The sequence below is a fragment of the Edaphobacter sp. HDX4 genome (assembly GCF_036877565.1).
Lineage (GTDB): Bacteria > Acidobacteriota > Terriglobia > Terriglobales > Acidobacteriaceae > Edaphobacter.
The window spans coordinates 41,497-55,493 of the sequence record NZ_JAEDXW010000024.1 but is presented as its reverse complement, the minus strand read 5'-3'; the positions used below and the strand labels follow the sequence as shown (position 1 = coordinate 55,493).

Here is a 13,997-nt window from a genome sequence, read left to right as displayed (position 1 = left end):
AACTCTTCATGAGGTGTCCCTTGTACGAAAAACCCGATTTGAAGGCTTCGAATCGCTTGCATAAAAGTTAGTTTCAATAGAGACTTATTTTCGGAAAGGGAACAGTGAGCACCATGACAAACAACGGAACGTCGCAGTCAAAGAAGGATAGGGTCTGGGCGGCTCTCGATCAATTCCGAATTGAGATTCCTTCATGGGGGTTCGCCAATACCGGCACTCGTTTCGGAAAGTTCGTTCAGAGTGCTGCGGCTACCAGCATTGAAGAGAAGTTCGCAGACGCCGGCGAGGTGAATCGCCTTACCGGAGCCAGCCCTACCGTAGCGTTGCACGTGTTGTGGGATGTTCCTAATGGAACAGCTGACGTGGCGAAGATCCGGGCACTCGAGAAGCAGCACGGAGTCAAGGCGGGTTCCATCAATCCGAACCTGTTTCAGTCGCAGGAGTACAAGTTTGGCTCGATCGCCAGTCCGAGCGCCGAAGTCAGAAAGATCGCCCTCGGTCATCTGCTGGAGTCCGTAGAGATTGGCCGAGCGCTGGAGACGCGGGACATCTCGATCTGGGTCTCGGACGGATCGAATTATCCCGGAACACAGTCCATCAGCCGTCGAATCGGATGGATGGAAGAGGTGCTGTCGGCTATGCACGCCGCGACCACCGAAGGCCAGCGTCTGCTGATCGAATACAAGCCGTTCGAGCCGGCCTTCTACCACACCGATATCGCAGACTGGGGGATGGCGCTGCATCTTGCGCAGAAGGTGGGTCCGCGCGCCAAGGTGCTGGTCGATACAGGACACCACTATCCCGGAACCAATATCGAACAGATTGTCGCGTGGCTGCTGCACCTGGATGCACTGGGTGGTTTCCACTTCAATGACCGGAAGTACGCAGATGATGACCTGACGATCGGCTCCATCGATCCGTACCAGGTCTTCAGGATCTTCCACGAGATCCTGAGTGCTCCGAAGGCTGCGACCGAGGGCATCGCTTACATGATCGATCAGAGCCATAATCTGAAGGGCAAGATGGAAGCGATGGTGCAGAGCGTCGTGACCGCGCAGGAGCTGTATGCGCGTGCCGCACTGATCGACCGGGAGGCACTCAGCAAGCTGCAGGACGATTGCAAACTGGTGGAAGCCGAGGAGATGTTCCGGGACGCTTTCTGGACCGATGTGCGGCCGATGGTGAGGGCATGGCGTGAGGCGCGTGGGATTCCTGCTGATCCTCTGCAGGAGTTGCGCGACAGCCGATACGTCGAACGCATCTCGCAGGATCGCGGTCAGCGGAACAGCAATGCGGTTTCAAGCTATGCCTGATAGTTTGAGCATGAAAATAATCCGAGGGTTCAGGTAATAATGGTCGCGAGCTATTGAAGGAGTTGTACGCGTTGGCCAAGACATCGAAGCGTCTTTACCTTATTCCGGTCCTCTCGAAATCCCTCGACATACTTGAGTTGCTGCAGGCCGAAACCCGGCCCATGACTCTTGAGGCCATTCACCGCCGAACCCGTATCTCCAAGACGACGGTTTACCGCGTCTTGAAGACCCTCGTCCACCGTGGCTACCTGGCCCAATCGCCGGATGGGATGTACCGGCACGTGATGCGGCCCAAGAAGCTGCGTTTTGGATTCGGCGGTCAGAGCGCCGACATGCCGTTCTCCGAAGAGGTCACGCGCAGCCTGCGGGACGCAGCTTCCGCCTCCGGCGTCGACCTGGTTGAATTGGACAATCGCTACGACGCCACCACGGCCGTACTGAACGCGGAGGAATTTATCCGCAGCCGCGTGGATCTGATCATCGAGTTCAACGTCGAGCAGTCCGTCGCCGCCATTATTGGCGACAAGGTTGCCTCCTCCAATATTCCGCTGATTGCCATCGATATCCCTCACCCCAATGCGACTTACTTCGGGGTCGACAATTACCGGGTCGGGGTGGAGGCAGGAGAGATGCTGGCCCGCTACGCTCAGAGCGAGTGGAATGGCAAGGTCGATCGCGTCATTGGGCTGGATCTGCGGGAGGCCGGTCTATTGGTTCAGGGCAGAATTTCGGGCGCCTTTGAAGCAGTAAGGTCCGCACTGCCGAACCTTCCGCCGGAGGCTTTTCTTCGATTGGACGGGCGCGGCCTGCGGGATACGAGCACCCGGCTGATCACCGATTACCTGAAAAATCATCCGAAAGAGAAACATATCCTTGTGGCCGCGGCTACGGATACGAGCGCACTGGGCGTCGTGGACGCTGCTCGCCAGCTCAAGCGTCAGCGCCATATCGTTGTCGTCGGTCAGGACTGTATTCGGGAGGCCCTGGAGGAGATCAAGTCCGGCACCTCGCCCCTCATCGCATCGGTCTCGCACGAGACAAACGCCTATGGTCCCAACCTGATGCAATTGGGGCTCGCGCTGCTGAAAGGGCAGATCGTTCCTCCTTATAATTATGTGTCGCATAAGCTGGTGACCCGGGATTCGTTGCCCTGACTCACTTTGAAGTCGAGCAATCGAAGAAGGTTCAAATACCAGGTTGGTCAGCGTTTTCAATAACTCCCATGCGATGATTTATTTCGAATAAGGAACATTTGCCGTATTGGTCGTCGCTATGGAATGATGGTGGTCGAATTTCTGAAGGAGAGAGCTCAATGGCAGCGCAAGGAAAACTGAAGTTTCTGGAAGATAAATGGGATGAGGCGATCGCTCAAAAGCTCGATCCGCCAGAGCTTCTGCGCTATCGCAGCAATCTTCTGGGCTCAGACCTGCGGATTACGAACTTCGGGGGCGGAAACACCAGCTCCAAGCTTGACGAAGTGGACCCGGTCAGCGGGGAGAAGGTCAAGGTTCTATGGGTGAAGGGGTCTGGCGGCGACCTGGGCAGCATTAAGCGCTCCGGTTTCGCGACGCTTTACCTCGATCGCCTTCTGGAGCTTGAAAAGCAATACAAGGGAGTAGCGGAAGAGGACGCAATGGTGGCGCTCTATCCGCTGGTCACCTTCAACAACAATCCGACGGCAGCTTCAATCGACACGCCGTTGCACGGATTCCTTCCCTTTGCTCACGTCGACCATCTCCATCCCGACTGGGGAATTGCGTTGGCTGCCTCTGCGAACGGAAAGCAGAAGATGGAAGAGTTCAACAAGGAGTTCGGACACAAGCTGGCTTGGCTTCCCTGGCAGCGGCCCGGTTTCGAACTGGGCATGATGTTGCGCAAGATCGTCGAAGACACGCCGGGATGCGATGGTGTGGTGCTGGGCGGCCACGGCCTGTTTACGTGGGGTGAGACGCAGCGGGAAGCCTACCTCAATACGATTACGATCATCGATCAGCTGGGGCAGTTTATCGAGCGCCACGCGTCTCAGGCGGGCTACAGCCGCTTTGGCGGCGTGAAGAGCAAGCCCCACGCAGAGCGAGAAAAGATTGCCGCCGAGGTAATGCCTTATCTGCGCGGCGCGGTCTCTCGCAAGCAGCGCTGGATCGGGAGCTTTACGGACTCCGATGCGGTGCTGGGCTTTGTGAACTCAAAGAACGCAGAGCAGCTGGCCCATCTCGGAACGAGCTGCCCGGACCACTTCATCCGCACCAAGATTCGCCCCATGTTCCTCAAGTGGGATCCGACAGGGGATCCGAAGGAGATCCCGGCGATCATCGAGAACTCTCTCGAGACGTATCGCGCCGAGTATTCGGAGTATTACACCCGGCATGCTCTGCCTGATTCTCCCAAGCAGCGCGACGCCAGCCCGACGGTGGTGCTGCTGCCCGGAGTAGGCATGTTTACCTTCGGCAAGAGCAAGACCGAAGCACGTCTTACGGGTGAGTTCTACATCAATGCCATTGGGGTGATGCAGGGAGCAGGAGCGCTCGGCGGCGGCGTTGAGTGCAAGGACATTCCGCAGGCGGGACCCGCAGCCTCGGCAGATCAGTTCACGGTGTACGACAACTATGTTGCGCTTCCTCCAAGCGAGGCCTTCCGGATTGAATACTGGGCTCTCGAAGAGGCCAAGATTCGTCGCCAGCCGGCCGAGAAGCAGTTGAGCCGCCAGGTTGCGCTGATCGTCGGTGGGGGTAGCGGCATCGGCCATCAGGTCGCGTTGATTGCCGCTGAGCGTGGAGCTCACATTGTGATCGCGGATCGCGATGTTGCAGGCGCGGAGCGTGTCGCAGAGGAGTGCAAGGCCATTGCGGGCAAAGAGGCCGTAGGCTTCACCTCCATCGACATCCGTGATCGGGGTGCCATTCGGGGCGCACTGGAGGCGGCGATCCGGCAGTTTGGCGGAATCGACATTCTCGTGAATACCGCCGCGATGTTCCCGTCTTCCGCCGATGGCATTATCACCGATGCCCAGTGGGCGTTGACGCTTGAGGTGAACGTAACCGCCAACTACCTTCTGGTGGACGAAGCGAAGAAGGTCCTCAAAGACCAGGGACTGGATGCAAGTATTGTTCTGACCAGCTCGGCGAACGCGGTGGTTGCAAAGCGCGGAAGCGAGGCCTACGACGTCAGCAAGGCAGCATTGAGCCACCTGGTGCGCGAGCTTGCAGTGAGCATGTCGCCCAAGGTGCGGGTGAACGGCATCAGCCCGGCAACCGTGGTGAAGGGCTCGACGATGTTCCCGCGCGACCGGGTCAAGGCGTCTTTGACCAAGTACAACATCCCGTTCAGCGAGTCGAGCTCGGATGACGATCTGCGGAATGCTCTCGCAAAGTTCTATGCGGAGCGCACGTTGACGCACACGCCCATCGACCCGAAGGACTGCGCGGAGGCGATCATGTTCCTCGCGGGCCCGCTGTCGCGATGCACGACCGGCCACATCATCCCCGTTGATGGTGGCCTGGTGGAGGCTTATCTGCGATGAGTGAGGCGGCGGGGACACGTTTACCCTACGACAGGCGTGCCTCCATCGCGATTGATCTGGGCGCGGAAAGCTGTCGCGTAAGTCTGTTGCGCTGGCATGATGGCACACCGCAGATGCAGCTGGTCCATCGCTTTGGGAATGGTCCGGTGCAGCGCGAGGATGGGCTGCACTGGCCGCTCGATCGGATTGTGGAGGGAGTGGAAGAGGGCTTGCGCATGTGTGCTGCCCTCGTCCCTGAAGGAGTTCGATCGATTGCGGTCGACGGATGGGCGGTAGACTACGTCCGTCTTGATAGCCAGGGAGCCCCTCTGGCGGAGCCCTTCTGTTACCGGGATGAGCGCAACGTCCGCGCGGAGACCGATCTGCATAAGACGATCTCCGCTGAAAGGATGCGTGAGATTACCGGCGTCCAACAGCTTTCCATCAACACGGTCTACCAGCTGTTCGCGGACCGGCAGGCCGGGTACGCTCCCGCACGCTGGCTAAACCTGCCGGAGTACATGCTGGCGCGGCTCGGAGGCTCTCCGGTGGCTGAGTTTACCAACGCCACCCACAGCCAGCTCATCGATCTGCACAGCCGCGAGTGGAGCCCTGAGATCTTTCGCGAGGCGGGCCTCAGCCTGGAGCTGGCGCCGAAGATTGTTCCTCCTGGAACCCGCGTTGGCAGGTTGTCGGGGCCTCTACAGGAGCTGGATGCGTTCCGCGATACTGAGCTGATCGCGCCGGCCTGCCACGACACGGCATCAGCAATTGCGGGGATTCCTGCACTGGGCGAGGACTGGGCCTATATCAGCTCCGGAACGTGGTCGCTGGTCGGTGCGTTGATCCATCAGCCCGCCAACAGTCCTGCTGTCCGTGCGGATAACTTCACTAATCTCGGAGCGGTGGGCGGCGCCATCTGCTTTCACAAGAATGTCAATGGCATGTGGCTGCTCAAGCAGTGCGAGAGCGCATGGGCAGAGAAGGGTTTCAACCCGGGAGTGGTCGAGCTGCTGCGCTGCTGCGAAGATGTGGCTGCCCCGAAGATGCTGCTCGACGTTGATGATCCCGACCTTCTGTTGATGGGCGAGATGCCACAGCGGATCAATCGGCAACTTGTGGCAAAGGGCGCGAAAGCGCTGGATGAATCTCCCGATGGAGCGCCGGCGATGGTATCGCTCATCCTGCACAGTCTGGCTTCTCGCTACGCTGAGGTACTCCGCCGGGTGGAGCAGCACACGGGAAAGAAGCTGCGGCGCCTGTTTGTTGTTGGCGGCGGATCGCGGAATGCTTTCCTGAACCGTCTTACCGCGGAGATGACCGGACTTGAGGTCTGTTGCGGCTCCGCGGAAAGCTCGACCCATGGAAACTTTGCGGTTCAACTGGCCGCCCTGGAGTCATCCTGGCTGCCTGACTCCTCCGGGTTTGCTGCGGAGGTCTATGAATGGGCTCGTCAACTGTCCTGAAAACATCCTGAAGTGGAGCGGTCGATGAAACGTATTGCGGGTTCTGGAAGAGGCCGTTTTCTTACGGCTATGCTGTCCGTTGCAGTCGTGACAGCAGTGGGAGCGGCTTCGCTGCAGGCGCAGCAGAACATCGATCAGCTTAGGAAAGAATTCGCTGAACCTCCTAACGACGCGCGACCCATGGTCCGCTGGTGGTGGTTCGGTCCCGCAGTCACCAAGGAAGAGATCGCGCGAGAGATTCACCAGATGCAAGAGGGCGGGTTCGGGGGATTCGAACTCGCATCCGTCTACCCGCTCGCCCTCGACGACCCTCAGAAGGGAATCAGGAATCTCCCTTACGCCTCGCCGGAGATGGTGGACATGCTTCACTTCGCCCGGCAGCAGGGAAGCGCGCTCGGCATGCGGGTCGACCTTACCTTAGGCAGCGGCTGGCCCTTCGGAGGGCCCCAGATACCGATTGACCTCGCAGCGGGACGTCTCAAGATTGTTACGCTGGCTTTGCCTGCGGCAAAGTTGCCGGAGATGGCAAAGGGCGACACGCCGATCGCAGCATTCGTCGCAGCGGGGACTGTCGACCACTACGATGCCGCGACCGCGAAGCAGATCGAATTTCCCGACACAACGGCTTCTCTCCCTGCGTCTTCTGGCCCACAGGTTCTGCTGCTGTTCATCAGCAGCCATACGCGTCAGATGGTCAAGCGTGCGGCGGTGGGCGGAGAAGGCTACGTGCTCGACCATATGTCACGCGAGGCAATCGACACCCATCTGCATACGGTCGGAGACGCTCTGCTGAAAGGTTTCTCTGATGCGCCTCCATACGCTATCTTCTCCGACTCGCTCGAGGTCTACGGCAGCGACTGGACCCGAACCCTGCCGGAGGAGTTCAAGAAGCGTCGCGGCTACGATCTGATTCCTCATCTTCCGGAGCTGGTGGAAGGCGGAACTCCCCAGGCGGAGGCCGTTCGCCACGACTGGGCCGAAACACTCTCCGATCTGGTTCGTGAAAATTATCTTCGCCCCATGGCTGAGTATGCCACGGCTCACAAGACGCGCTTCCGGTCGCAGACCTACGGAACTCCCGCCGCAACTCTGAGCGACGAGAGTATCCCCCAACTGCCGGAAGGCGAAGGCCCGCAATGGGATCGCTTCTCCTTCACTCGTTGGGCTTCCTCAGCCAATCACCTCTTTGGAAACAACGTCACCTCCGCAGAGACATGGACATGGCTCCACTCGCCTGCGTTTCGCGCGACTCCATTGGACATGAAGGCAGAGGCGGACCGGATGTTTGTTGAGGGAGTCAACCAGATCATCGGGCATGGATGGCCCTATTCGCCGCCTTATGCGACCGAACCGGGATACTCGCTCTATGCCGCGGCGGTCTTCGATGCGCACAATCCCTGGTGGCCGGTGATGCCGGACGTGACGAAGTATCTGCAAAGGGTAAGCTGGGTTCTGCGCCAGGGCGAGCCTGCCAACGACGTCGCCGTGCTGCTGCCTGAGGACGACGCACAGGCAGACTTCCGGCCTGGGCATGTCTCCGTCACCGATGAGATGAGGACCAGGATCTCTCCCGCTTTGATGGAGGCGATCCTTGGGACCGGTCACAACGTCGATTACGTGGACGCGGCTGCCCTTGCACGCCTTCATGAGCATCCGTTGCTTATCGTTCCTCCAACCCAGCGTATGCGCCTGAGCGAGGTCGAACAGATGTCCGCCTATGCCAAGGCGGCAGGCAAGATCCTCTTCGTCGGCACCACGCCTTCCATGGCGACGGGTATGGAGGACGCGAAGGAGACTCCGCAGATCAAGGCCGCGGTGCAGCAACTGGTCGCCAAATCGACGCACGTGCAGAGCGAGACTGAGCTGCCGTCTGCCATCAACCGCAGTCTTCGTCCTGACCTCGATGTTCACTCGGCAGAGGGCGCCATTGGGTTCATCCATCGTCGCCTGCAAAACGCGGACGTGTACTTCATCGCGAACACCTCGCCACAGCCGCAGACGCTTCCTCTGCATACCGCAAGCAGCTACACGACTGCGGAGTGGTGGGACCCTGAGGATGGCGCAATTACAGCCGCTCACCTGGAGAAACCACTTACGATCGAGCCTTATGGTTCCCGCCTGCTTATCCTGCATGCAGGCCCCTCTTCGGCAGGCGTCACCAAATCCATGGTGCTGACCGCGGAGGCAAGCGCACCTATCGATCTCGCGCATTGGTCAGCAGCTTTTCCGGGGAGCAAGGGATCGCCTGCCTTGCCCGCGAAGAAAGATGCCGATACCGTCTGGACCGACGACTCGAGTGAGAAGTTCTACTCCGGGGAGGTGCGTTACAGCACCAGCTTCGAGGCTCCCGCCCCGAAGACTGGCGAGCACTTCCTGCTACGATTCGCCGATGGCAAGGCCGTGCCGGAGACTAAGCCGGAGCCCCGGGTCGGCATGCGCGCCTGGTATGATCCACCGATCCGCGAAGCAGCGATCGTCTTCCTGAATGGCAAGCGGGTCGGCTCCCTCTGGCATCCGCCCTACCAACTTGACCTGACGAAGTTCATGCATGCCGGCAAAAACACGGTCGAGATTCGCGTTTACAACACGGCCGTCAACGAGATGGCCGCACAGCCACCGCGCGACTACACCGCTCTCAAGGCAAAGTATGGAGATCGGTTCCAGATGCAGGATATGGAGAATCTCCAGCCGGTTCCGTCCGGAATCTTTGGTCCGGTCACGATTGTGCGCGAGAGGGAGCAGTAGCGAATACCTTCTTTCGAAGGGGGCTGTCCCTTCGAGTTGGGCGATTTTATTGAACGTGCCCTTCATACCAGCCAGAGAATTTGCTGCGTTCTGCTCCTACGAAGTGGAAGGCATACCTCTCTCTGAGATCAGCGCGCAGATGCAGCTTCCGGAGTCGTCGCTGTTCCATGTGCTCAGGACGCTGGAGCACCATGAGTACCTGCAGCAGCATAGTGACGGAACGTACCAGCTCTCTCCGCGGCTGATCTCTGGATGGCTGGTCCGTGCTGCGGAGCATGTGCGCGAAGTCGCTCGCCCCGAGATGGAGAAGCTGGTTAATGCCTTCAACGAGACGGTCAGCCTGGCCTACCTCTTCGATGACCGGATTCATATGCTGGACTGTCTGGAGACGTTTCACGAGATCCGTATGACCAACAAGATCGGACGCGTTCTTCCCCCACACTGCTCCGCGATGGGAAAGTCGATCACAGCCTTCCAGGACCGTGCACTTGCAGACCGAATGCTCGAGGTCTACGGTCTGACGCCGCGCACGGAACACACCATCACAGACCGCAAGAAGCTCTTCGCCGAATTTGAGGATATCCGCAAATTCGGAATTGCCTGGGACAGGGAAGAGTCGATCCGTGGACGAATCTGTTTCAGTGCGCCCATCCGCACGGAAGGAGACCGGGTGGTTGCAGCGATCAGCCTTTCCACCCCGACCATTCGCATGGACAAGAAGCACGAAGCAGAGGTTCAGGCGGCTCTTCTGGAAACGGCCAGAGCGATCTCGCGTAGCTTGGCGAAGGGATAGAGTGGCCGGGAGCCGAACCTAGCCAGGGACCTGGACCATGATCTTTGTGAATGATGCCGGCGCATCTGACCATTCCTTCAGTATTGCGGGGGCTTCTTCCATTCCTACCACCGCCGACACGGCGCGTTCGACAGGGAAGTTTCCCCGCTCGAGCATTGCAATCACTTCGCGAAAGTCTGTGGGCAGGGCGTTCCGCGAGCCCATAATATCCAGCTCTTTCTGGACAAAGAGCTTCGTCTCGTAAGCGACGGGCTCTTTCGCATAGCCGATGTAGACGACGCGCCCGGTAAACGCAACCTCTTCCACCGCCGCGCGAAATGTCTCCGGCAGGCCGATCGCTTCGATCACGACATCCGGGCCGTGGCCATCGGTAAGCTCGCGGAGACGCTGGCGAAAGTCTTCGCGGGCGGAATGAATCAACTCAGTGGCACCCGCGGCACGTGCTGTCTCGAGCTTTGTATCGTCAAGATCAACTGCGATCGTGCGTGCTCCGCGAAAGGCTGCTCCAGCAATCGCACCCAGCCCAACGCCGCCACATCCAAAGACAACGACCGTATCGTCCGCTGTGACCCGGCCTCGGGAGACGGCGTGTACTCCGACCGTCAACGGTTCCACCAGGCATAGTTCCTTCAGAGACAGATGCGATGGATAGACCTTCTCCTCGGGGACCGAGAGCCACTCCGCCAAGGCTCCATCCCGCTGCACGCCGAAGGTCTGGTTCCCCTGGCAGGCGTTAAACCTCTGTCTGCGGCAGGAGGCGCAGGTACCGCAACTTGTGTACGGGGACACCGTGACCCGTGTGCCAGCGGGCATCGTCGCCGATCCCCTGGCAACGGTTGCTGCGATCTCGTGTCCAAGAATGCGAGGGTAGCTAACCAGTGGGTTTTTGCCGCGGAAACTATTCAGATCGGTGCCGCAAAGTCCAACCATCTCGACCTTCAGCAATAGCTCCCCGGAAAGATTTTCAGGCTCAGAGGTCTCAATAACCCTCGCCTCTCCGGCCCGCAGCAGTGATACAGCCTTCATCTCGCCTCGATTCATGGCATTGCTGCCATAACCGTCTATCTAGTTTCAGTAAAGGATAAACGTTTATCGATGCAGGTGTTGCTGTGGCTGGACAGATGCATCAGCCTTAGCTTCGATTCAGGAGCGCTGGTATAGGATGCGGCCAGAGGGCATGAAGGGTCCAGCAGGCTGAACGATGCTTCGGACCTTGCTCTCAGGAGTGAGAAGAAGGTCCGGAGCATCGTACGCACTCCAGAAATTTGCCTGAGCCAGAGCGGCGGACGAATAACTAAAAGTTTGGCTTAAAAGAGACCAGAAACGTGACGAAGATAATTCCGTAAAGAATCACAAGCCAGTACCAGTTACGATCAAGCCAGTGGCTCGATTCACTCGACAAACTCATCAATCTCCTCCTACTTCGAAAATCCTATCACTTCGTGGGAGGTCAGCTTAAATTAGCTGAATGGTTCGGCTTCTTGACCGTGAAGCAAGCATGGCAGCTTTTGTTCGTCAAAAACGTCTTGTGCCGCCGATGCATGGATCAGGGCTCAGCGTACTATCTGGTGCAAAGCAAGATTCAGTTGGAGAACATTGACTCTTGGCTCCCCGAGCAGACCAAACTGTCTGGGCGTAATGAATCTCTGAACCAGGCTGCGCACCGTCTCGGGACTAAGATGACGCTCTTTCGCTACACGATCTACTTGATAAAAGGCGGTCTCGGGGCTGATGTCTGGATCGAGCCCTGAACCCGACGTGGTCACCAGATCTACGGGCACATCGGCGCCGTCTTTCTCTTTTGCCACGCTCGCCGCTACGCGATCGGGCAGCGCCTTATTCGTAGGCGCAAGGTTTGAGCCGGATGAAGCGGATGCGTCGTAGCCGAGTCCAGCAGCAGAGGGACGGCTGTGGAAATAGCCCGGTCCCGTGAAAGGCTGGCCGATGATACGTGAGCCAATCAACTTGCCGTTGTAGCGAATGAGTTGACCGTCCGCATTATCGCGAAAGGCGAGTTTTGAGATCCCGGTAATGACAGCGGGATAGACCAGACCCAGGCCAACTGCCGTAATCAATGTATACAGGCATGCGGTGATGAGGTGCTTTTTCATATCTGCTTCCTTATGCAAGATGGAGCGCGGTGATGACGATATCAATGGCCTTTATGCCAAGGAACGGAATGATGATTCCGCCGCCGCCATAGACGATCAGATTGCGACGAAGCATTGCGGCCGCCGACATGGGACGGTAGCTTACTCCGCGAAGAGCCAGAGGGATGAGTCCTATGATGATGAGCGCGTTGAAGATAACTGCGGAGAGCACCGCGGATTCGGCGTTGTGCAGATGCATGATATTCAGAGCATTGAGTACAGGAAAAACACCCGCGAACATTGCCGGAATGATGGCGAAGTACTTCGCAACATCATTCGAGATGGAGAAGGTAGTGAGAGCTCCACGCGTCATGAGCAGTTGCTTTCCGATCGCCACGATCTCGATTAACTTCGTTGGGTTCGAGTCAAGATCGACCATGTTGCCAGCTTCTTTTGCAGCCTGGGTACCGGAGTTCATCGCGACGCCTACATCCGCCTGCGCGAGCGCGGGTGCGTCGTTCGTTCCGTCACCGGTCATCGCCACAAGCTTTCCATCAGCCTGTTCGCGCTTGATGAGGTCCATCTTGTCCTTCGGCTTCGCTTCGGCGAGGAAGTCATCCACACCTGCCTCCCGGGCGATGGCTGCGGCGGTAAGGGGATTGTCTCCGGTAATCATGATGGTGCGTATCCCCATCGCCCGGAGTTGTTCGAAGCGCTCTTTCATGCCGCCCTTCACAACGTCTTTCAGATGAATCACGCCGAGGGCTTTGCCGTTTTCGGCAACCACTAACGGGGTACCGCCGCTCTTCGCGATAGACTCAACGGCCTGGCGCAACTGGCCCGGCATCTCCGAGCCGTGGTCCTGTAGATGGCGAGCGATTGCGTCAACCGCGCCTTTGCGGATACTGCGGCCATCGACTTCAATTCCGCTCATGCGGGTGGTTGCGGAGAAAGGAACGAACTCGACATTGAGCTGTCCCAATGCACGACCGCGAAGGTTGTACTTCTCTTTCGCGAGAACCACAATGGAGCGGCCTTCGGGAGTCTCATCAGAAAGAGATGAAAGCTGTGCCGCGTCCACGAGAGCTTCTTCTGTAACACCGGGGGCGGCTATGAATTCAGATGCGTGGCGATTGCCGGTCGTGATCGTCCCCGTCTTGTCGAGCAACAGCGTACTGACATCGCCTGCGGCTTCAACGGCTCGTCCGGAGGTCGCAAGCACGTTGTGTTGCACAAGCCGATCCATTCCTGCGATCCCGATAGCGGAGAGCAGGCCCCCGATGGTGGTGGGAATCAGGCAGATCAGCAGAGAAATCAGCACGAAGATAGTTTGTGGCGCGCCGGAGTAGACAGCAAACGGCTGCAGCGTGACAACGGCAAGCAGGAAGATGATGGTTAGTCCTGCAAGCAGGATATTCAGAGCGATTTCGTTTGGTGTCTTCTGCCGTTCAGCCCCTTCGACCAGAGCGATCATTCGGTCCAGGAATGTTTCTCCCGGGTTCGAGGTGATACGGACGGTGATGATATCGGAGAGAACGCGAGTTCCGCCCGTTACAGCCGAGCGATCGCCACCTGCCTCGCGGATCACTGGAGCGGATTCGCCGGTGATCGCCGACTCGTCAACAGAGGCAACGCCCTCGATTACCTCACCGTCACCGGGAATCATCTGACCGGCAGCGACGCGGACGACATCATGGATGCGCAAATGGGAGCTCGGGACCTCCTGGACCTCTCCCTTGGTGACACGATAGGCAGTCGTCTCAGATTTTGCCAGACGCAGTGCGTCAGCCTGCGCTTTGCCCCGTCCTTCTGCCATTGCCTCCGCAAAGTTCGCGAACAGCACCGTGAACCACAGCCACAGCGTGATTTGAAGATTGAAGCCAAGATGGCCCTTGTGCTGTATCGCATTGCTGATGAGCAGAACGGTGGTGAGTACGCTGCCGATTTCCACCACGAACATCACCGGGTTGCGCATCATCACACGGGGATTCAGCTTCACGAGCGTATCGATGGATGCGCGACGGACGATTGTCGCATTGAAGAGTGAACGACGATTGGATTGTGTAGACATTCGAATCTCCTTACTCCGCG

General features: G+C 58.4%; 9 protein-coding genes. 6 read left to right on the top strand and 3 right to left on the bottom strand.

Translation table 11 applies throughout. From position 1 onward, the window contains the following. Positions 1-113 precede the first annotated feature (113 nt). From JAO29_RS19245 to JAO29_RS19220, 6 genes are all read left to right on the top strand, one after another. Entirely contained in the window at positions 114-1,313 is a 1,200-nt protein-coding gene (locus JAO29_RS19245; protein ID WP_334269915.1) for a TIM barrel protein, read from the top strand. Positions 1,314-1,384: 71 nt separating this feature from the next. Then, on the top strand, positions 1,385-2,467 hold the full coding sequence (locus JAO29_RS19240; protein ID WP_334269893.1) for a substrate-binding domain-containing protein: 1,083 nt from the start codon (positions 1,385-1,387) through the stop codon (positions 2,465-2,467). A 158-nt stretch (positions 2,468-2,625) separates the two neighbouring features. Continuing rightward, positions 2,626-4,833 (top strand): bifunctional rhamnulose-1-phosphate aldolase/short-chain dehydrogenase, encoded by a 2,208-nt coding sequence (locus JAO29_RS19235; protein WP_334269892.1) that lies wholly within the window; start codon positions 2,626-2,628, stop codon positions 4,831-4,833. Beyond that, on the top strand, positions 4,830-6,278 hold the full coding sequence (locus tag JAO29_RS19230) for a rhamnulokinase (protein ID WP_334269891.1): 1,449 nt from the start codon (positions 4,830-4,832) through the stop codon (positions 6,276-6,278). The genes JAO29_RS19235 and JAO29_RS19230 overlap by 4 nt, the downstream gene beginning before the upstream one ends. 24 nt (positions 6,279-6,302) lie before the next feature. Next, on the top strand, positions 6,303-9,023 hold the full coding sequence (locus tag JAO29_RS19225; RefSeq protein WP_334269890.1) for a glycosyl hydrolase: 2,721 nt from the start codon (positions 6,303-6,305) through the stop codon (positions 9,021-9,023). 55 nt (positions 9,024-9,078) lie between these two features. Continuing rightward, positions 9,079-9,816 (top strand): IclR family transcriptional regulator, encoded by a 738-nt coding sequence (locus JAO29_RS19220; protein ID WP_334269889.1) that lies wholly within the window; start codon positions 9,079-9,081, stop codon positions 9,814-9,816. Between the two features lie 18 nt (positions 9,817-9,834). Here JAO29_RS19220 and JAO29_RS19215 read toward each other — a convergent pair whose 3' ends face one another. The 3 genes from JAO29_RS19215 to kdpB form a co-directional block, all read right to left on the bottom strand. After that, complete coding sequence (locus JAO29_RS19215; RefSeq protein WP_334269888.1) at positions 9,835-10,842, bottom strand: zinc-binding alcohol dehydrogenase family protein; 1,008 nt, start codon at positions 10,840-10,842, stop codon at positions 9,835-9,837. A 527-nt stretch (positions 10,843-11,369) separates the two neighbouring features. Further along, complete coding sequence (kdpC, locus tag JAO29_RS19210) at positions 11,370-11,927, bottom strand: potassium-transporting ATPase subunit KdpC (protein WP_334269887.1); 558 nt, start codon at positions 11,925-11,927, stop codon at positions 11,370-11,372. Between the two features lie 10 nt (positions 11,928-11,937). After that, a complete protein-coding gene (kdpB, locus tag JAO29_RS19205; protein ID WP_334269886.1) occupies positions 11,938-13,977 on the bottom strand; it encodes a potassium-transporting ATPase subunit KdpB in 2,040 nt (679 codons plus the stop codon). Between the last annotated feature and the right edge of the window lie 20 nt (positions 13,978-13,997).

What these genes read in the sequence shown, in the direction of transcription:
- JAO29_RS19245 (WP_334269915.1), top strand. Translation starts at nt 114, where the DNA reads ATGACAAACAACGGAACGTCGCAGTCAAAGAAGGATAGGGTCTGGGCG.
- JAO29_RS19235 (WP_334269892.1), top strand. Translation starts at nt 2,626, where the DNA reads ATGGCAGCGCAAGGAAAACTGAAGTTTCTGGAAGATAAATGGGATGAG.
- JAO29_RS19230 (WP_334269891.1), top strand. Translation starts at nt 4,830, where the DNA reads ATGAGTGAGGCGGCGGGGACACGTTTACCCTACGACAGGCGTGCCTCC.
- JAO29_RS19225 (WP_334269890.1), top strand. Translation starts at nt 6,303, where the DNA reads ATGAAACGTATTGCGGGTTCTGGAAGAGGCCGTTTTCTTACGGCTATG.
- JAO29_RS19215 (WP_334269888.1), bottom strand. Translation starts at nt 10,842, where the DNA reads ATGAAGGCTGTATCACTGCTGCGGGCCGGAGAGGCGAGGGTTATTGAG.
- kdpC (WP_334269887.1), bottom strand. Translation starts at nt 11,927, where the DNA reads ATGAAAAAGCACCTCATCACCGCATGCCTGTATACATTGATTACGGCA.
- kdpB (WP_334269886.1), bottom strand. Translation starts at nt 13,977, where the DNA reads ATGTCTACACAATCCAATCGTCGTTCACTCTTCAATGCGACAATCGTC.